Origin of the sequence: Leisingera sp. S232 (assembly GCF_049800895.1) — a bacterium.
Taxonomy (GTDB): Bacteria; Pseudomonadota; Alphaproteobacteria; order Rhodobacterales; family Rhodobacteraceae; genus Leisingera.
Genome location: NZ_JBNAFX010000007.1, coordinates 38,233 through 57,434, shown reverse-complemented (window position 1 = coordinate 57,434; position 19,202 = coordinate 38,233). Strand labels below are relative to the sequence as shown.

At 60.8% G+C, this 19,202-nt stretch carries 20 protein-coding genes; 11 read left to right on the top strand and 9 right to left on the bottom strand.

The window, feature by feature from the left end:
* Positions 1-72 precede the first annotated feature (72 nt).
* From dctP to ACP151_RS07260, 7 genes are all read left to right on the top strand, one after another.
* The gene (gene dctP / locus ACP151_RS07290) at positions 73-1,080 is read left to right on the top strand and encodes a TRAP transporter substrate-binding protein DctP (RefSeq protein WP_424978219.1); all 1,008 of its coding nucleotides are present in this window, start codon (positions 73-75) and stop codon (positions 1,078-1,080) included.
* A 7-nt stretch (positions 1,081-1,087) separates the two neighbouring features.
* Complete coding sequence (locus ACP151_RS07285; protein WP_424978218.1) at positions 1,088-1,624, top strand: TRAP transporter small permease; 537 nt, start codon at positions 1,088-1,090, stop codon at positions 1,622-1,624.
* Complete coding sequence (locus ACP151_RS07280) at positions 1,624-2,916, top strand: TRAP transporter large permease (RefSeq protein WP_424978217.1); 1,293 nt, start codon at positions 1,624-1,626, stop codon at positions 2,914-2,916. The genes ACP151_RS07285 and ACP151_RS07280 overlap by 1 nt, the downstream gene beginning before the upstream one ends.
* A gap of 16 nt (positions 2,917-2,932) precedes the next feature.
* Positions 2,933-3,337, top strand: a complete 405-nt coding sequence (locus tag ACP151_RS07275) for an OsmC family protein (RefSeq protein ID WP_424978216.1) — start codon at positions 2,933-2,935, stop codon at positions 3,335-3,337.
* A 48-nt stretch (positions 3,338-3,385) separates the two neighbouring features.
* The gene (locus ACP151_RS07270) at positions 3,386-4,582 is read left to right on the top strand and encodes a cytochrome P450 (RefSeq protein WP_424978215.1); all 1,197 of its coding nucleotides are present in this window, start codon (positions 3,386-3,388) and stop codon (positions 4,580-4,582) included.
* 153 nt (positions 4,583-4,735) lie between these two features.
* A complete protein-coding gene (locus ACP151_RS07265; protein WP_424978214.1) occupies positions 4,736-7,153 on the top strand; it encodes a GcvT family protein in 2,418 nt (805 codons plus the stop codon).
* A gap of 137 nt (positions 7,154-7,290) precedes the next feature.
* Entirely contained in the window at positions 7,291-7,824 is a 534-nt protein-coding gene (locus tag ACP151_RS07260) for a GNAT family N-acetyltransferase (RefSeq protein WP_424978213.1), read from the top strand.
* A gap of 15 nt (positions 7,825-7,839) precedes the next feature.
* Here ACP151_RS07260 and ACP151_RS07255 read toward each other — a convergent pair whose 3' ends face one another.
* The 3 genes from ACP151_RS07255 to ACP151_RS07245 form a co-directional block, all read right to left on the bottom strand.
* Positions 7,840-8,211 (bottom strand): type II toxin-antitoxin system death-on-curing family toxin, encoded by a 372-nt coding sequence (locus ACP151_RS07255; RefSeq protein ID WP_424978212.1) that lies wholly within the window; start codon positions 8,209-8,211, stop codon positions 7,840-7,842.
* Between the two features lie 24 nt (positions 8,212-8,235).
* A complete protein-coding gene (locus ACP151_RS07250) occupies positions 8,236-8,460 on the bottom strand; it encodes an AbrB/MazE/SpoVT family DNA-binding domain-containing protein (RefSeq protein WP_424978211.1) in 225 nt (74 codons plus the stop codon).
* An 81-nt stretch (positions 8,461-8,541) separates the two neighbouring features.
* On the bottom strand, positions 8,542-9,429 hold the full coding sequence (locus ACP151_RS07245; RefSeq protein WP_424978210.1) for a LysR substrate-binding domain-containing protein: 888 nt from the start codon (positions 9,427-9,429) through the stop codon (positions 8,542-8,544).
* Positions 9,430-9,635: 206 nt separating this feature from the next.
* On the opposite strand from ACP151_RS07245, the gene ACP151_RS07240 reads away from it, so the two are divergent.
* Complete coding sequence (locus ACP151_RS07240; RefSeq protein WP_424978209.1) at positions 9,636-10,982, top strand: MmgE/PrpD family protein; 1,347 nt, start codon at positions 9,636-9,638, stop codon at positions 10,980-10,982.
* Positions 10,983-11,074: 92 nt separating this feature from the next.
* Here ACP151_RS07240 and ACP151_RS07235 read toward each other — a convergent pair whose 3' ends face one another.
* On the bottom strand, positions 11,075-12,496 hold the full coding sequence (locus ACP151_RS07235; protein ID WP_424978208.1) for an aldehyde dehydrogenase family protein: 1,422 nt from the start codon (positions 12,494-12,496) through the stop codon (positions 11,075-11,077).
* Between the two features lie 307 nt (positions 12,497-12,803).
* Between ACP151_RS07235 and ACP151_RS07230 the strand changes: the two genes are divergently transcribed.
* Entirely contained in the window at positions 12,804-14,213 is a 1,410-nt protein-coding gene (locus ACP151_RS07230; protein WP_424978207.1) for an efflux transporter outer membrane subunit, read from the top strand.
* A gap of 36 nt (positions 14,214-14,249) precedes the next feature.
* Here the strand turns inward: ACP151_RS07230 and nqrM are convergent, their stop codons facing one another.
* The 3 genes from nqrM to ACP151_RS07215 form a co-directional block, all read right to left on the bottom strand.
* A complete protein-coding gene (gene nqrM / locus ACP151_RS07225) occupies positions 14,250-14,495 on the bottom strand; it encodes a (Na+)-NQR maturation NqrM (RefSeq protein WP_424978206.1) in 246 nt (81 codons plus the stop codon).
* Positions 14,496-14,530: 35 nt separating this feature from the next.
* Positions 14,531-15,565 (bottom strand): FAD:protein FMN transferase, encoded by a 1,035-nt coding sequence (locus ACP151_RS07220; protein ID WP_424978205.1) that lies wholly within the window; start codon positions 15,563-15,565, stop codon positions 14,531-14,533.
* A 79-nt stretch (positions 15,566-15,644) separates the two neighbouring features.
* Positions 15,645-15,833 carry a hypothetical protein gene (locus ACP151_RS07215; protein ID WP_424978204.1) on the bottom strand — a complete coding sequence of 63 codons (189 nt, stop codon included), beginning with the start codon at positions 15,831-15,833 and terminating at the stop codon, positions 15,645-15,647.
* Positions 15,834-15,943: 110 nt separating this feature from the next.
* Between ACP151_RS07215 and ACP151_RS07210 the strand changes: the two genes are divergently transcribed.
* Positions 15,944-16,468 carry a CBS domain-containing protein gene (locus ACP151_RS07210; protein WP_424978203.1) on the top strand — a complete coding sequence of 175 codons (525 nt, stop codon included), beginning with the start codon at positions 15,944-15,946 and terminating at the stop codon, positions 16,466-16,468.
* A gap of 224 nt (positions 16,469-16,692) precedes the next feature.
* Here the strand turns inward: ACP151_RS07210 and ACP151_RS07205 are convergent, their stop codons facing one another.
* A complete protein-coding gene (locus tag ACP151_RS07205; RefSeq protein ID WP_424978202.1) occupies positions 16,693-17,136 on the bottom strand; it encodes a MarR family winged helix-turn-helix transcriptional regulator in 444 nt (147 codons plus the stop codon).
* 155 nt (positions 17,137-17,291) lie between these two features.
* Here ACP151_RS07205 and ACP151_RS07200 point away from each other — a divergent pair, with 155 nt between their 5' ends.
* Positions 17,292-17,870, top strand: a complete 579-nt coding sequence (locus tag ACP151_RS07200; protein ID WP_424978201.1) for a YceI family protein — start codon at positions 17,292-17,294, stop codon at positions 17,868-17,870.
* Positions 17,871-17,962: 92 nt separating this feature from the next.
* Here ACP151_RS07200 and nqrF read toward each other — a convergent pair whose 3' ends face one another.
* Positions 17,963-19,186 (bottom strand): NADH:ubiquinone reductase (Na(+)-transporting) subunit F, encoded by a 1,224-nt coding sequence (gene nqrF, locus ACP151_RS07195; RefSeq protein WP_424978200.1) that lies wholly within the window; start codon positions 19,184-19,186, stop codon positions 17,963-17,965.
* Positions 19,187-19,202: the final 16 nt, after the last annotated feature.

Here is a 19,202-nt window from a genome sequence, read left to right as displayed (position 1 = left end):
GTACTGAAAACCGCCGGTTTAGAGTAAGACTTGGACCTGGGTTTTGTGCTCTACTCTTAAGGAGGTTCCAAGATGAGATTTCTGAAACAGACGATTGCCGCCGGTACGGCAGCGGTCAGCCTGGCCGTATCAGCAGCCGGGGCGGATGAATGGAGGTTCAACAATTTCCTGCCGGACACCCGGCCGGAAACTGCCGAGCTGGAAAAGTTTGCCTCAGACGTAAATGCGGCGCTTGGTGCGGACAAAATCAAAATGTACAGTGGTGGCTCGCTGGGACTGCCGAATACCGACACGCTGCGTTTCCTGCCCAAAGGGGCTGTTGAGATGAGCCTGATGTGGGCAAATTACCTGGGCCGCGATGCACCTGCGCTCAGTTCTGTTGTCGTGCAGGGCACCATTGGTTCGATTGAGGAGTTCGAAAAGGCAATCCCGGCTGTCCGTGAAATCTATGAGGAAGAATTTGCAGACTGGGGCGTGTCTTCGGTTGGGTATGTGGCGATCCCGATGCTGTCGGTGTCAGTATTCTGCCGTGACGAACCCGTGCACACGCTGGACGCTCTGAAAACCAAGAAACTGCGGGTCTGGGCACGTGATCAGGTCGAGACCTTCACCCGGCTGGGCGTCGCCGCGCAGATCATTCCGCAAGAGGAAATGTATGTCGCCATGAAAACCGGGGTGGTGGATTGTGCACTGTACCCGGCGCTTTACGCCCATACGGTTTCGCTGCAGGAGGTCGCAAGCTACGCCTCCTTCCTCTATCCGATGGCGTCTGGCCCCTATGTGATTGGCGTCGCATCTGACAAATGGGAGGCCACCGACGAAGCCACCAAGGCCGCCATTGCCACAGCGGCAAAGGACCTGTGGGACCGCACCAACCAGTATGAAGATGACTTTGAGCGTGAACTGGCAGCGCGGGAGGAATTGGGAAAGAACGGCGTCACCTGGGGCGACGACTTCCCGCAGGAAGACCGCGACCTGTTTGTTGCTGCGGTCACGGAAACCTGGGCCATGCTGGCCGAGGAGGCGGGCGGCAAGGCGCCAGCCTACCGTGAACGCGTGCTGACTGCATTGGGCCGCTGATCCGGACATGACCCGGACTGCAAGGAACTTTGTCGCGCTGGGGCTGGACCGTCTGGCCCTGGCCTGCGCAGGTGCGGCTGCACTGTGCATGATCGCCATTGTCGGCATCATTGTCACCAGCGTGCTGATGCGCAAATTCGCCAACACCCCGCTGCACTTCACGGAGGAAGTGGTCGGCCTGCTGCTAAGCGTGTCGCTGTTCCTGGGACTGCCAATGGTGACATTGCGGGCCAAACACGTCCGGGTGGCGCTGTTGGCGGATTTCCTGAAAGGACGCGCCCATGCAGCGGTTCAGATCGCTGCGCTTCTGGTGGGCTGTGTCTTCTTCTTCTGGCTGATCGTCGAGACGGTTCCCTGGTTCGAATTTGCCTTCAAACGCAACCTGAAAACCGAAACCTCGCGGGTGCTGCTGTACCCTTGGATGGCCGTCATGCCGCTGTCTCTGACGCTGACCGCTGCGGTGCTGGTGGCCCGGCTGACCGGGCTGATAGAGCGGCGAGACGACAGCGAGGCGGATCGCCCTTTCACGGATGAGGCTTCCTGATGGCATTCTGGCTGACGTTGATCGGCGGGTTGGTGGCGACCGCCGGCACCGGTGTTGCCCTGGGCGCCGCATTGGGGCTCACCGGGCTTTTGATCCTGCACTTCTTTTCCAACGGCGCAACCTCGCTGGCGGTGGACGCGATCTGGAGTGTTTTCAACTCTTTCACCCTCAGTGCGGTGCCGATGTTCATCCTGCTGGGCGAAGTCCTGTTGCGCAGCGGTATCAGCGAGAAGGCCTATTCCGCCTTTTCGCCGCTGTTCCGGCGGATCCCTGGCGGGCTGTTGCACACCAATATCGCCGTCTGCACGTTGTTTGGCGCAGTCAGCGGCTCCAGCCTGTCGACGGCTGCTGCAGTGGGGTCAGTGGCCTATCCAGAGATGTCCAGGCGCGGCTATGACAAAGATGCCATTGTCGGCAGCCTGGCCGGCGGCGGCACCCTTGGGCTGCTGATCCCGCCCAGCCTGTCGTTTCTGATTTACGGCGCCCTGACAGAGACCTCGATCGGGCGGCTGTTCGCGGCGGGCATTATTCCGGGTTTTCTGGTGGGGGCGATGTTCATGGCCTATCTGCTGGTCAAATCCATCCGGAACCCCGCAATTGCACCGCGCAGCGAGACCCCGGTGCCGCTGGGTCAGGCCCTGGCGGGTTTCGCGCAGATTTGGCCGCTGCTGGCGCTGATCCTTGCGGTGATCGGCAGCATTGTCGGCGGTCTTGCGACCCCAACCGAGGCCGCGGGCGTTGGCGTGGTTCTGGCTGTCATCATCTGTTCCATCTGGGGGGATCTGACCTGGCAGAAACTGGGTGAAGCAGTCTATCATTCGGTGCTTTTGTTCACCTCTGTCGGCTTTCTGGTGCTGGGGGCAACCATTCTGGCAAAGTCTGCCAGCATCCTGGGCATTCCGCAGCAGGTGCTGGAAGCCGTGTCTGAAAGCGGACTGGGAACCTACAGCGTTCTGCTGATCGTCGTGCTGATCTATCTGCTGCTGGGCTGTTTCTTTGACGGGCTGTCACTGATGATCATGACCCTGCCGGTAGTGTTTCCGCTGCTGACAGGGCTGGGCTTCGACCCGGTCTGGATCGGGGTGATCATCACCATTGTGATCGAAATCGGCCAGGTGACGCCGCCGGTCGGGCTGAACCTGTCGGTGCTGACGGCGCTGACCGGCAATGACGTCAGTCTGGGCCGTGTTGCCATTGCCACGGTGCCCTATTGGCTGATCCACCTGTTTGCCATCCTGCTGCTCGCCTTGTTCCCGGCCCTGGCACTGTTCCTGCCCGGCCTGCTGTTCTGATTTAGGAAATCTGAAAATGGTTGTGAAAGTGAAACCCAAAAGCTTTGGCCCGGTGTTCGTCTTGTTTGATGGCAGCGCAGAGCTGCTCTACGCCTATGGCGACCCGTCGCAAACCAGCCCCTATCCGCCGGTCACCTCGCCGGTTGATACGATGCTGGCGTCTTTGGCGGCCTGTATCGTGCGGTCAGTGGAATGGGCCGCAAACCAGCACAAAGCCCCGCTCAGCCCTTTTCAGGTCAGGGTGGACGGGCTGAAATCAGCCGAACTGCCAGGACGGATTGAAACGGCCCGGATCACTGTCATTGGCAGCTTGGTTGAGGATGCTGAAGTCGCCGCCAGAATTCTGAAGCAGGCCAAATCGATCTGCACAGTCAGCAACTCAATGAACACCGAAGTCACGGTAACCCTGCAGCCGGATTGACACAGCGGCCCCAGCCGCGGTTTGCCCGCTGCTCACCTGGAAACACAGATGACTGATCAGATGATGAATGCCGGCGACATTCCCGTTGATACGCTGACCACATTGGAGATGCTGGACCGGGATCCCGCTGCCGTCTACCGGCGCTTGCGGCGGGAAACCCCGGTTGTCAGGATCAAGGCGATCAACCGGATCGTGCTGACCAAAGCAGACGATTGCCATCTGGCCAAGACGGACACCCGCCATTTCCACTCCACCGACAGCACAAGCGCGATGCAGCGGGCGTTTGGTGGCCACACCTTGATGCGCAAGGATGGACCTGCGCATCTGCAGGAGCGGCAGGCCATGTGTCCAAGTTTTCATGCCAGTCACATGTGCAGCACATGGCAGCAATTGTTCGATCAAGTTGCCGATGCGGTGGTCGCTGCGCTGCCAAACGCCGGCGTCACTGATCTTCGTCAGTCTCTGGCGGCTCCTTTGTCGGCGCTTTACGTGCAACAGGTTCTGGGGATTGAGCCCAGCAGCCAAGATCAGCTGTTCGAATGGGCCAATGCGCTGATCACCGGCGCGATGAATGCAGGCTTCGATCCGGCGGTCTTTGCCATCAGCGACCGCGCCAACGACGAGATGAACGCCTGTTTCGACCAGATGATCATCCATCATCGCCGCAATCCCAATGCGTCTCTTTTGTCGGTGATGGCAAATGCTGCTGATCCGCTGCCGCTGAGCCAGATCCGTACCAACATGAAAATCTGTGTCGGCGGGTCGGTGGTTGAAAGCCGGGATGCGATCCTGTCCACTCTGGACGGGTTGTTGCGAAACCCTGACCAGTTGCGGTTCTCGATTAAAACCGGCCGCTGGGATCTGGCCTGCGAAGAAGGCCTGCGCTGGGTCGCGCCGATACAGGCCAGCCCGCGCATCATCGCCAAAGCTGTTGCGCTGCGCGGCGTGACCCTGCCCCAAGGAGAAACGATTATGGTGATCCAAGGGTCTGCCAACCACGACGAGGACTATTGGCAAAACCCGGAGCAATTCGACATTCACCGCCCGCAGATCGCGAACCAGACCTTTGGCCTTGGCCCGCATCGCTGCATGGGCGGCGATATGTACCGCCGTCTGGTCAGCGACGCCTTGCTCCCCAAGTTGTTCGAACGGTTTCCGAATTTGACCGCAGCAGCAGACACCCCGGTGGAATACCGCGGCTTTGCCTTTCGCGGGCCCACGGCCCTGCCGGTTCAACTGAACTGATCCGCAATGACCCCGCAACTCCGGGGCCAATGGGGCAGATTTTTTCATGGGTCATCTGCCACCCTCTTCGCTAGTGTCGCGCGCAGGAAATGACGGTGCTCTCTTGCCTGCAGGGCGCGCCGTGCCGGAACCGCAGGCAAGGGAACACATCGCATGAAAACCCATGCACAGGCAGTTGTCATCGGCGGTGGGCTGGTCGGCTGCTCGATCCTCTACCATCTGGCGAAACTCGGCTGGACCGACGTGGTACTGCTGGAACGTGACGAGCTGACCGCAGGATCCACCTGGCACGCGGCGGCCAACATCCACGGGCTGCACGACAACAACAACGTGACCCGCATCCAGCACTACACGATGAACCTGTATAAAGAGCTGGAGAAGGAAACCGGACAGGGCTGCGGCGTGTTCCAGCCGGGCAGCCTCTATCTGGCCAAGACCGAAGAGCGCGAGCACCAGCTGCGCCTGCAAGAGGCCAAGGCGAAATACTATGGTCTGAACTTTCATGAAGTCAGCCGTGAACAGGCCAAGGAACTGCACCCGCTGGCCCAGTTCGACGACATCCGCTGCATCATGTTCGAACCCGACGGCGGCAATGTCGATCCTTCGGGCGTGACCATGGCCTATGCCGCCGGCGCCCGCGCCATGGGGGCCCAGATCGAACGCTTCTGCCCGGTGATCGGCACCGAACAGCAGCCCGACGGTTCCTGGATCGTGAAAACCGAAAAGGGCGACATCCACACGCAATGGGTGGTGAACGCAGGCGGTCTCTGGGGCCGTGAGGTCGCCGCCATGGCCGGTCTGACCCTGCCCCTGCAGCCGACCGAGCATCAGTATTTCGTGACCGAAAGCATTGACGAGGTCGCCAATCTGGGCCGCCGCCTGCCCTCTATCGCTGACCGCGACGGCGAATACTATTTCCGCCAGGAGGGCAACGGCTTCCTGATCGGCGCCTATGAAAAAGACATGCGGTTCTGGGCCGAAAACGGCACCCCGCTGGACTTTGCCCACGAACTGTTCCCCGACGATCTGGACCGGATCATGGAGAACGTGATCCGCGCCACCGAACGTGTTCCTTGCGCCGAGACCGCAGGCGTCAAACGCGTGATCAACGGCCCAATGATCTGGTCGCCCGATTCCAACGCCATCTGGGGCCCGGTGCCAGAGCTGAAAAACTACTTCTGCTGCACCGGCATCATCCCCGGCTTCTCGCAGTCCGGCGGGCTCGGCCTCTTGGCAGCGCAGTGGATGATCGAGGGCGAGCCGCAGTACGACATGTTCGCCTGGGATCTGGCGCGCTTTGGCGACTGGGCCGACAAGGCCTTCACCAAGGCCCGCGTCGAAGACCAATATGCGCATCGTTTTGCCATCCATTTCCCGAACGAGGAACGCAGCGCCGGCCGCCCGGCCCGCGTGCGCCCCGCCTATGAAATGCAAAAGGACATGGGCTGCGTTTTCGGCCTGAACTGCGGCTGGGAGCATCCCGTGTGGTTCTCCGGCACCCCCGGCACCAGCGACACCAACAGCTTCACCCGTCAGAACTGGTGGGAGCCCGTGGGCCGTGAAGTGAACATGCTGCGCGAAAACGTCGGCGTGATCGACATCTCCAACTTCGCCAACTACGTGATCAAGGGCGCGGGCGCGTTTGACTGGCTGGACAAGCTGGTCTCCAACAAGGTGCCCACCGAAGTCGGTCGTAGTTGCCTGACCCCGCTGATTTCCGTGCGCGGCGGCGTGGCTGGTGATTTCACCATCACCAAGGTGGCCGATGACGAATACATGATGGTCGGTTCCGGCATGGCGGAACGCTATCACCAACGGTTCTTCAACATGGTTGAACTGCCAGAGTGCACCACATTCGAGGTTGCCACCGACCGTATCACAGGCTTCAACGTGGCCGGTCCGAAATCGCGTGACATGCTGCAGCGGATGACCAATGCGGATCTGTCGAATGAGGCTTTCCGCTTCATGCGCTCGCGCACCATCGAAGTGGGCGGTGTCGAATGCCTGGCAATCCGCGTCTCCTTCACTGGCGATCTGGGCTGGGAACTGCACTGCGCCGAAGACGATCAGGTCAAACTCTATTCCGCCCTGCTGGCAGCGGCGGCCGACTTCGACGGTGGCCCGGTGGGCGGCCGTGCGCTGGGATCATTGCGGATCGAGAAGGGCTATGGCTCCTGGGGTCGCGAATACAGCCAGGAATACTGGCCGCAAGAGGTTGGCCTGGCCGGACTGGTCAAGCTGGACAAGGACTTCCTGCACAAGGATGCCTATCTCAAAATCAAGGACAACGCCCCGCGCGAAATGCTGGTGGGTTTCGAGATCGAAGCCGACAAAAACGCGGACGCCACCGGCGGTGAGCCGATCTTTACCGCAGATGGCAAACCAGTGGGCCGGGTGACGTCGGGCGCCTATGGCTACTCGGTCGGCAAATCGCTGGCGCTGGGATATGCCGATCCCAAAGTGGCAGGTCCGGGAGACGAGGTTGAAGTCTATATCCTCGGCAAACCACATAAGGCGCGTATTCTGGAAACCGCGGCCTTCGACCCTTCGGGCGCACGTCTGCGGGCCTGAGCCTCAATCATCCCAATGAACACATGCAGCCCCGGTCAAATGGCCGGGGCTGCCGTGCTTTTGTCGTGCCCATGACCTATATTCATCAGCAGGCTGCCGGACGGAACCGCAGAGCGGTGGCCGCAAGGGAGCACAGCATGATGCCGGAAATCGAAATCATTCATTGCGATGCACTGCCACCGGAACAAGAGCTGAGCAGCATTCTGACGCAATACTATGATCTTATTGTCCAGCGGATGGGCGCCATGGGGCTCAGCATTGACCCGGCGGCCCCGCAAAGCGCGCTGGCGGAGTTCTGGGCCAACGCCGGCGATTACCTGCCTCCGAACGGTTGCCTGCTGCTGGCACGGGATGAAAACGGACAAATCGTCGGATGCGGCATGCTGAAACGGCTGGACCGGGAAACCGGAGAGCTGAAACGGGTTTTCGTCACCGAAGCTGCCCGTGGCACCGGGACCGGGCGGCGGCTCATCGAAACGCGCGAGGAAGCCGCACGTGCAATGGGGCTGAAACGGCTGGTGGCCGACACGCTGACCCCCAATGTCGAAATGCGCAGCCTCTACCCCAAGCTTGGCTTTACCGAGGTGCAGACGCCGCTGAAGACAACGAGCTATCTCGATCAGCCGATGCTGCGTCCGCATATGCATTTCTTTGTCAAGAACATCGGGTAGCCCGGCACGCGGCAATCAGAGTGCCTGCATCCCGGCTTTCAGCCACTCCGCAAATACAGCTTCATCCACATCGCCGGTGGCCAGATCCTCCATCATCCGCACACCCTCAACCGGGTCGGGGCGGAACTGGAAACCGTTGAGACGCAGGAAGGTCACAGCTGTTACAAAGGCTGTCCGCTTGTTGCCATCGACAAAGGCATGCGCCTTGGCGATGCCGAACGCATAGGCCGCGGCCACTTCTGCCACGTCAGCATCGGAAGAGGCCGCCAGGTTCATCGCCCGGGCGCAGCCCATCCCCAACAGCGCCTTGTCGCGCATCCCTGCCGCGCCGCCATGGCGGGCAATCTGACGGTCATGAAAAACAGTAACGGCGCCAGCGGCACTCATTTGTAGCTGCTCACGGAAATCCGCTCATGCCAGCGCCTGAAGCAGGTCGCGGTTCTCGTCCATAACCACTTCTGCCGCCGCCAGCGCCGCAGCCACCGAGGGGTCATGCGCCATCACACGCAGGCTGCCGTCATCGCCACGCACCACAAACAGCGTATCGCCTTCCTTGGCGTCCAGCATCGTCAGCATTTCCGTCGTCAGGGTGATGACGGCAGAGTTTCCAACTTTCCTGATCTTGGTCTCAATCATGGGCAGGCCTCGTGTATATATACCCGTATATACGGCAGCGGGCGCCAAATTTCAATGCCGCCGGCAGGTCGCACTCAGCGGCTATAGCGCTACTTGCGCTGCGGCCTTCAGCAGCCAGGTCTTGAAATGCTTGACCGAAGGCGTCGCAGCCTTGTCCTTGAAGGTGGCGAAATAGGTCCAGGGGCAGTCCAGATCAAAATCAAACGGCTCTATCAGCCGCCCATCCGCCACATGCGCGCGCACCAGGGATTTCGGCAGCACTGCGCAGCCCATGCCATTCACCGCAAACTCCAGCCCCATGTTCGAAGAATTGGTCTGCAAGCCGCCCTTATGCTCGATCCCCGTCAGCCCGAAATGCCTGGCGATCTTCTCCCAATAGACCGGGCGGCCCAGAATATGGATCAGCTTGCCATCGACCAACTGTTCAGGCCGCGTCAAAACCGTGCCGCCGACTCGGTAATCCGGCGCGCAGACCAAAGCCAGTTTTTCGTCCCATAGTTTCACCGCTGGGCCTTCCACATCCTCCACATGATTGATCGTGATCGAAATATCCGACACTTTGGTCTCCACATCCACCCAGATGGTGCTGTGAATGGTCAGGTCGATCTCTGGATGCGCCTTGGTGAAATCCTCCACCACGTGGATCAGCCATTTCTCTGCCAGGCTGACCGGGCAGGAAATCACCACCTCCCGCTTGTGGCTTTGTGAAATCAGCAGCTGGGTTGCACTGTCAATCTCCTGCAGCGCATGGCGGACAGAGGGCAGATAGGCCTCTCCCACATCGGTCAGCGACAAGGATCGGGGGTGGCGCACAAACAGCGGCCGGCCGATGAATTCCTCCAGGCTGCGCACATGGTTGGACACCGCGGATTGGGTGCAGTTCAGCTCATCCGCTGCCGTGGTAAAACTCAGATACCGCGCTGCGGCCTCGAAGGAACGGAGGAACGTCAGGTGGGGAAGATTCTTCATCATGGATCCGGCAGCGGTTGCGGGGCCATGTTCCCATGCTTTGAGATGGGCCGCAATTCCAAAGGGACTGCGCCCGAAACTGGAAAAAGCGACGCATGGCGCATCATTCGCGAAATATTTCAGCCCTAAGACCTCGGTTTATTTGTGGGTCAGCCCATGCAGTTCCCCCTAGCCTGTTCGCATACCGCCCTAGCATGAGGCCCGCCATGACCGCCGCCTTCGACCGAGCCGCTGATTTCACCTTTGACCTCGCCCCCGGCGACCTGCCCCAAAGCACCCGCGCGGCCGCAGCACTGATGTTTCTGGATACCCTCGGCATCACCATCGGTGCTGGCCCGATGGAGGCTGGCCGCATCGCCCGTGAAACCGCCGTCGCGCTCTATGGCTGCGGCGCAGAAGGGCTGGCGGCGCGGATGATGTTCGATGGCCGCAGGGTCAGCGTCGCGGGTGCGGCCTACGCAGCTGCCACCGCCACCGACAACCTGGACGGCCACGATGGTTATTGCCCGACCAAGGGCCACATCGGCGTGGTTGTGATCCCGGCGATTGCCGCCCTGGCAGAAACCGTGCCCGATTTCTCCGGTCCTGAGGCGCTGGCGATCACCACACTCGGGTATGAGCTGGCAGGCCGCGCGGCGCTGTCATTGCACGCAAGCGTCAGCGACTACCACACCTCCGGCGCCTGGAACGCCCTGGGGGTCGCCGCCATTGCAGCGCGGATGCGCGGTCTCAGCCGGGATCAGCTGCGCCAGGCGCTGGGGATTGCCGAATACCACGGCCCCCGCAGCCAGATGATGCGCGAGATCGCCAATCCTTCGATGCTGCATGACGGGTCCGGTTGGGGTGCGATGGTCGGCATGTCCGCGGCAATCCTGGCCGAGAAGGGTTTTACCGGCGCGCCGGCCATCACCATCGAGGACGACCAGGCGGCAGACCACTGGGAAGACCTCGGCAGCTTCTGGCAGATGGAGCATCAATATGTGAAACCCTACCCGATCTGCCGCTGGGCCCATGCGCCGATCGATGCCCTGCGGCAGGTAATGCTGGACAACAATCTGACGCAGGATCAGATCGCCAAGATCCACATCAACACCTTCCATGAAAGCGCTCGCCTTTTCCCGGGCCTGCCTTCCACCACCAGTCAAGCGCAATACTCGCTCGGCTTTGCGGTTGCGGTGCAAGCCGCATATGGGCGGATCGGGGTCGAACATATCTCTGGCGATGGCCTGGACGATCCCCTGGTGGCCGCGATCCACAAACGCATCTCGGTTTCCGAAGCGGCCCGCCACTCGGTCCGCTTCCCTGTCTGCCGGGTGGCTGATGTGGTGGTCACGCTGACCAACGGTCAGAACATCGCATCCGGCGACATCCATGCCCGTGGCGGTCCCGAAGCACCGTTCTCGCAGAATGACGTCGTGCGGAAATTCATGGAATTCGCCACGCCTTCACTGGGTGAAGCCCGCGCTGGCGCCATCTGCGACACAGTGCTGGGCTTCAGCAAGGCAGACAGCAAGTTTTCCGATCTGGGACGGCTGATCTACAGCGCCCCGTAACCCGACCGGCAGGGATGCAAACACTGTCATGACGGCACGTCAAAAGCCGTCGGCACCCCCATCCCGACTGCTGCCGGGATGGGGGCAGTCTCTTATCCGAAGTGCAGGGTTTTGACTTCCTGATAATCCTCCAGCCCCAGCATGCCGCCTTCGCGGCCATTGCCGGACTGCTTGTAACCGCCAAAGGGCGAGCCATAGTTGAAGCCGCCGCCATTGATATGAACCGCGCCTGCACGCAAGCGCGCGGCAACCCGCTCAGCCCGCTCTGGATCGCCGGTCTGCAAATAGGCGGCCAGGCCGTAAGACGTGTCATTGGCGATGCGGATGGCGTCTTCCTCATCCTCGAACGGGATGATCACCAGAACCGGGCCAAAGATCTCCTGCTGGGCAATCGCCATTTCATTGGTCACATCGGCAAAGATGGTGGGGCGCACGTACCAGCCCTGTTCCAGCCCTTCAGGCCGACCAAGCCCGCCAGCCAAAACCGTGGCACCTTCGTCGATGCCTTTCTGGATCATGGTCTGTACCCGGTCGAACTGGATCCGGTCGAACATCGGGCCGATGTGGTCGCCTTCCTGGGCCGGGTCGCCCACCGCCTGCCCTTCGGCGGCAGCTCTGGCGATCTCCAGCACCTGATCATAGCAGCTGCGCTCCACCAGCATCCGGGTTGGTGCGTCGCAGCTCTGGCCGGTGTTGTACATGCATTCCAGCACCGAATTGGTGACTTTCTCCTGCAGGTCCGCATCCGCAAACACCAGGTTCGGCGATTTGCCGCCCAGCTCCAGCGTCACCCGCTTCACGGTGTCTGCAGAATCCTTGGCCACCGCGACCCCTGCCCGGGTCGAGCCGGTAAAGGACATCATGTCCACGTCAGGATGGCGCGACAGGCCTGCGCCCACGGTCGGCCCGTCACCATGGATCAGGTTGAACACACCCGCCGGATACCCCGCATCGTGAATCATCTGCGCGTAAACGGCAGCCGACATCGGTGTATGCTCTGACGGCTTCAGCACGCAGGTGGACCCAGTTGCCAGCGCCGGCAGCACTTTCAGCGCGATCTGATTGATCGGCCAGTTCCAAGGCGTGATCAGCCCGCACACCCCGATCGGCTCACGGACCAGAATATCCCCATTCGGCAGCGTCTCGCGCAGCACCTGCGATTTCAGCGCGTCCAATATGCCTTCCAGATGCCCAATCCCGGAATCCGCCTGCGCCTCGCGCGCCATGGAAATCGGCGCGCCCATCTCGGCACTCATCGCCTGCGCCATCTCTTCGCGGCGTTCCCTGCTGATGTCCAGCAGGCGCTCCAGCAGCGCAATCCGCTCCTCCCGCGTGGTCCGCGAGAAACTGTCAAACGCTGTCTTTGCCGCCGCCACCGCAGCGTTCACATCTGCCTCGTCACCTAGGATAATGGTGCCGATCTGCGCTTCTGTCGCCGGGTTCAAAACCGGGAATTCACGGGCTGAATGCGGCGTTACCCAGGCACCGCCGATATAGAATTTTTGCAGGTCCATCAGGTTGTTCTCACAGTTGCGCCGCTTAGGCGGCCAGGAAGTAGCGAAGATGCAGAACATCTGCATGCGGCAGCCGCTGCGGGCACCTCCGCGCAGCGGCATTGACCTGGCAGACTGCCCGTCTTTGCCTGCGAATAGTAGGCCGAATCCGCCAGAAAATCTGCCTTTTCCGCAACTGCCCGGCTGTGGGATAGGCGCATCAGTGCGTTTCTAAGACCCCAATTGGCGCAGGAAGCGTTTCACGACTGGCACAGACCATGTCTATGCTATGTAAAAGCCCGCCAAAAAGGGCGACCAGAGGCAGACCATGAGCAAAAACAATTGGACAGCGCGGTCCGTGCTGCTGGCAGGTTCTTTCCTGTGCGGCTGCACAACCGTTGGCATTGACTACAACCGACCGGATTTCGCGGTGCCTGTCAGCTATTACCAATCCCGCAGCTATGCCACCGCCAAAGGCGCCTCCGAAACATGGTGGCACGGGTTGGGCGACGCCACACTCAACCAGATGGTCGCCGCGGGACTGCAACAAAACCTGGGGATAAAGGCGGCCAAGAAACGGCTGATCGCAGCAGAGGCTTTGCGCCGCGGCTCAGGCCGCCCGCAGCAGGTCAACGGCGACTTGGAGGGCCGTTCAGTCTTCTCGCGCCGCGAATCGCAGAATAGCTCCACCAGCACCGACTCGGCGGAACTCAGTGCCGCCTATGTCTTTGATCTGTTCGGCGGGTTCGAGCGCCGCTCCGAGCGGGCCGTGGCCGACCGAGATGCCCAATTCTATCAGCTGGCCATCACCCGGCTCGCCGTGGCCGACGCCATCACCCGGACCTATATCCAGGCGCGCTTCTTCCAGCGCGGCGCCGCGGTCACCCGCAAAACCATCCAATTGCGCCAGCAGATCCTGCAAACGGTCAGGGAACTGAAGGAAGCCCGCGCAGTTCTGGCGCTGGACGTCGAGCGCACAAAACTGCAGGTCGCCAGCGCCAAAGCGGACCTGCCTGCCTTCATTGCCAGTTACGAAGCCTCGGTCTTTGCCTTGGCCTCGCTTCTAGATCGTGATGCGTCTGAAGTCTTTGCAATGATGCAGGGCAACTATGGCCAGCCCGCTCCTGCCACACAGCCGGAACTGGGCGTGCCCGCCGCTCTGCTGCGCAACCGTCCCGATGTGCTGCTGGCTGAGGCCCAGCTGCGCGGCGCCACCGCCGACATCGGAGTCTCCGAAGCGGACCTTTATCCCTCTTTGCAGATCACCGGCAGCGTGCAGGCAATCCGCGGCACGCCTGACCTCTACTCCATCGGTCCTGTACTGAACGTGCCGCTGTTCAATCAGCCAGTGCTCCGTGCCGTCCATCAAAGCGCAATCGCCGAGGCCAGAGCCGCTGAATACGATTACCGTGCATCCGTGCGGGCCGCGGTGGAAGAGGTGCAGTCGCAGCAAAGCAGTCTGCGCGCGGCCCGCGAACGCACTGCTGCCCAGGCTCGGGCGGTGAATCTTGGCACCAAAGTTGCCGGCCTCGCGCGTGAAACGTTCAAAGCCAGTGAAATTACTCTTTTCGACCTTCTGAACACCGAAGAAGCGCTTCGCGAAAACGAGCTGGACCTGATTGCCGCCCGCCGCGACCTGGCGCTGGCCTGGGCCAGCCTGCAAATTTCGCTGGGCAAAGGCTGGGCGCCGCAACAGGATCCGGACAGCGCAGTGGTTCTGGTTAAAAAATCAGACTAAGAAAACATGCATCGGCGCGACAATTTCAGGCCTTGATCAGGCCTGCTGCGCCTCGCGTTCCATCTGTTCGACCATCTTGCGCGCGCGCTTGCACTGCAGCTTGTCGCGCAGCGGGCTGTCGGGGTCGACGTCCTTGGAGCAGACCACGCATTTGTCCGCACCCGAGATCGCATTCAGGCCGCCGCAGCTGCCCTTGATCCTCTTGCCCATCAGGATAACCCCCAGCGACATGCCCAGGGTGATGATCAGCAGCAGGATGAAGGCCAGAAGAAAGGTGCTCATGGGTAGGTCCCTTGCAGGAATGCCAGGCGGGCGGTTCAGTTTCCGGTCAGCGCATCGAACGCGCTGCTTGCCGACGTCATATAGGCATCTTCACCGGCTTGCACGTCCCGTTCGATAAAAAACACGGCAAGTTTATGCTGCTCGGCCAGCGTCAGCCCGTCTTTGCGCCCCAGAACCAGCATCGCTGTGGCCCAGGCGTCGGCCAGCATGGCGTTTTGTGCTATCACCGTCACTGAGGTGGTCGCATGAGTCACCGGCCGACCCGCAACCGGGTCCAGAATATGGGAATAGCGCCGACCCTCAAATTCAAAGTAATTGCGGTAATCGCCAGAGGTCGCCAGCCCGTGATTGCTGACCGGTACAATCAGCTGGACAGTCTGGGCAGCGGAATCGGGTTTTTCGATACCGATCCGCCAGGCTTCGCCCTTGGCGTTTTCACCTTTGGTCACCAGATCGCCGCCGATCTCAACCATGTAGTGTTCAACGCCGAACCCGTGCAGGGCCGTCGCCACCGCATCAACCCCATATCCCTTGGCGATGGCGGACAGGTTGATGCCGGTTTCCGGTGCGGTCTTCTTCAGCGTGCCGGCCGCGGCATCCAGCACCAGCAGCCGGGACTGCCCGACGCCTTCCAGCGCAACGGCAATGGCATCATCCGTCGGCACCGGGTCTTGCGGCTTGCGCGGGCCGAACCCCCACAGTTCGATCAGCGGGCCCAGGGTGACATCAAACTTGCCGCCGGATTTGTCATGCACGTCACCCGCCGCCGCCAGTACATGGGCAAACTCAGGCGAGATCCGCACCGGAGCGGTGCTGCGCGCAGCCGAGAATGTGGAAACCTCCGAGGCCGGGTCCCAGTTCGACATCTTGGCGTTGACAGCTGCCAGCGTGCCTTCCACCGTCTTCTTCAGCACGTCGGGGTCCAGATCATTGCCCAAGGCGATCACGCTGTAGGTGGTGCCCATGGTCTCGCCGCTTAGCCGCACCTCCTGTGGCTCAGAGCCGAACCAGCAGCCAGATACGGCCAGCACCGCAGACAGGAGCAGGGCTATCAGGGACTTTCTGGGCATTCGGCAACCTCCGGCGGCAAAACTGGCGCAGCTATGCCCGCGCGCCCCGGCAGAGTCAAACCGCGCGCCGGGTCAGCCGTCAGAACTTCAACGGTACAAAGGCCAGCGCCAGCAGGCCAATCGCCGCCGGAACCCCGAACAGCCAGGACCGGGCCCGCGCATTCGATGCCTCGGACTTCCAGTTCTGCCGGTACATATGGCCGCAAACCACCACCAGAAACACGGTCAAAGCGCCGGTTACGGGGGTCAGGTAAAGGGTTTCGAACATGTTGTTTTCCCGCCGTTGTTAGCGCTCGCGTCATTTCGCCCCTTTCCGGATCCTAATCCGCCGTTAAGATGGGGGCATAACCTGATGCAGGATAGGAGGAGACCCCGCGCATGGCACCGTTCTCATACCAGCCTCCCACCCGGGGCGACAAGTCCGGGCAGGCAAGCCACAGCCAATCGCCTGAATCGAATTTGTCGCACGGCCAATCCACCGTCGCCAGTTTCCTGGAAACCAAGGGCGACGCTATCTTTTCGGTCCGCCCCAATGACACGGTCGGCCACGCGGTTGAGGCTTTGAAGGAGAAACGCATCGGCGCGCTGGTGGTCACCGACCAGAACGGCGCGTTGCAGGGCATTCTGTCAGAACGCGACATCGTGCGCCGCCTTGCGGACACCCCTGGCCACACCCTGCCGCAGCTGGTCGAGGAGATCATGACCCGCGAGGTGAAAACCTGCGCACCGGATGATCTGCTGATTGACGTGGCCAAAGTCATGAACGAGGGCCGCTTCCGCCATCTGCCAGTGCTGAAGGACGGCAAGCTCTGCGGCATGGTCACTGTCGGCGACGTGGTGAATTTCCGCCTCAAGGAGCTGGAATACGAAGCCCTGCGCATGAAGCAGATGATCGTCGGATAAGGCGCATACCGGATGGTCCGCCTTCGGGCGGATCAATTCTGGCAGCAGGCTCTGCCGCGGCGTACAGGGCATTGGCAGCAAAGACCCTGCGCTGCGTGAGGCTGCGGGTCGCCGCACCTTTGAAAAACAGAACCCGATCCGGAGGGTTTCCTCAAGTTAGAGGGCCAGCTGCAATATTGGCAGCGGTCTAATGGGCATGGACCATTCAGCCCAGCCTGTTGTGGTTACGAAAACGGTCCCCTGCCGGTGTCCTGCAGGATCTCCAGAAACTCCGGCAGGTCCTCTGCTTTGGCCAACGCCTGCATGTTGCGCTTCAGAACCGGACCGTAAACGTCCCACATCCGCCGCCGCAGGGCCGCTCCTTCCTCTGTGATATGCAGCACCTTGCCCCGGCGATCCTGCGTGCAAACGGTTTCCCGGATCAACCCCTGTTTGGCCATCTGCGCCAGAATGCGGGACAGGTTGGACTGCTCAAACAGCAGGCTCTGGGTCAGCTCATAGGCGCGCCGCCCATCCGTCCCAGACCGTTCAATGCCCCACAGAACATCATACCAGCGCAGGCTGGGCAGGCTGGCCGCGCTGAATTCTGCTTCCATGTCCCGGTGCAACTGCCGGTAAGCGCGGTTCAAGAGAACCCAAATTCTGGTTTCGCGTTTGTTCGGTGTCATGTGCATTCACAAGTGAGTGAGTGTGCAGCTCTGCCTGAGAGTTGCCGGTAGCTAGCAACAAATAGATGCCATAGCATCTACTATGGGTTCAAGACGTCCTTTGGCCCGTATCTTTTAGAATTGCACCAAGACTAAAATCAGACAGGGATACCGTCATGATGATCAAGATTGCCACGCTTGCAACCGCAGCACTGTTTGCCGCGCCCGCCGCATTTGCCGCCACCTACAAGACCGACCAGGGTCATACCGAAGTTCAGTTCAGCTGGAGCCACGCCGGTGTCTCTGTCCAGAGCGGCGAATTCACCGAAGCCTCGGGCACCCTCGATCTTGACCCGGAAAACCCGGAAGCGGCCTCGCTGAGTGTCACGATCAACACAAAAAGCCTCAGCACTGGTTTCGGCCCGTTGGACAATCACCTGTCCAGCGCCGATTTCCTGGAGGTCGAGACCTATCCGGAAATCACCTTTGTCAGCACCGGCATCGAAAAGACCGGTGACACCACTGCCAAGGTCACTGGCGACCTGACCATTCACGGCACGACGCAATCCGTTGTGCTGGATACCACCATGACCCATATCGGCCCGCACCCGCTGGGCGGCGCAATCGAATATTATCAGGGCGACTGGGCGGCGTTTTCGGCCTCGACCACCATTGACCACCAGTCGTTCGGCGTCGGAGGGTTTTCTACCGGGCCGATCACCATCCGCATCAGCACCGAGATGAAAGCTCAGTAGCGGCCGTCCGGGTTCAACAAATTCAGTTCCCACAAAATCAAAAGCCCCGGATGTTTCCATCCGGGGCTCTTTTGTTCCGCGTCACTTTTGGCTCAGCCGCCGAAGTCATCCAGCATGATATCCTCGCGGTCCACGCCCAGATCCAGCAGCATGTTGATCACCGACTGGTTCATGATCGGCGGGCCACACATGTAGAACTCGCAATCTTCCGGCGCCGGGTGGTTCTTGAGGTATTCCTCGAACAGGACGTTATGGATAAAGCCGGTGTAGCCTTTCCAATCGTCCTCCGGCTGGGCATCGGACAGGGCGACATGCCAGTCAAAGTTGTCGAACTCTTCGGCCAACTGGTCGAAGTCCTCGACAAAGAACATCTCTTTCTTGGACCGCGCCCCATACCAGAAGCTGATCTTGCGATCGCGGTTCTGCAGACGTTTCAGCTGGTCGAAAATGTGGCTGCGCATCGGTGCCATGCCGGCACCGCCGCCGATAAACACCATTTCCTTCTGGGTGTCGCGGGCAAAGAATTCGCCGAACGGACCAGAGATCGTGACTTCGTCACCCGGCTTCAGGTTGAAGATGTAGGATGACATCATGCCGGCAGGAATGCCCACAGAACCCGGAGGCGGCGAGGCAACACGGACGTTCAGCATGATAATGCCCTTTTCGTCCGGGTAGTTCGCCATCGAATAGGCACGCTCAACCGGCTCGTCCACGACGGATTTATACTGCCACAGGTTAAAGCGGTCCCAGTCTTCGCGGTATTCTTCCTGCACGTCGAAATCGGTGTAGGAAAGCTGATGCGCGGGCGCCTCGATCTGGATGTAGCCGCCAGCGCGGAAATTCACATCTTCACCTTCGGGCAGTTCCAGAACCAGCGCCTTGATGAAGGTCGCGACGTTGTCGTTCGACCGCACCTTGCAGCGCCATTTCTTGACGCCAAAGACCTCTTCTGGGACTTCGACTTCCATGTCCTGCTTGACCGCAACCTGACAGGACAGACGGTCGCCGCAGCCTGCTTCGCGCTTGGTGATGTGGCTTTCTTCGGTCGGCAGGATAGAGCCGCCGCCGGAATGCACACGCACCCGGCACTGGGCACAGGTGCCGCCGCCGCCGCAGGCGGAAGGGACAAACAGCTTTTCAGCTGCCAGTGTCTGCAAAAGCTTGCCGCCTGCAGGCACCGAGATGGTTTTTTCACCGTTGATGGTGATGTTGACATTGCCGGTCGAGACCAGGCGGGAGCGGGCGGCCAGAATGATGGCCACCAGCGCCAGCACGATCAACGTGAACAGGACAACGCCGAGCGAGAAAGTTTCCATAACTTCGTAACGCTCC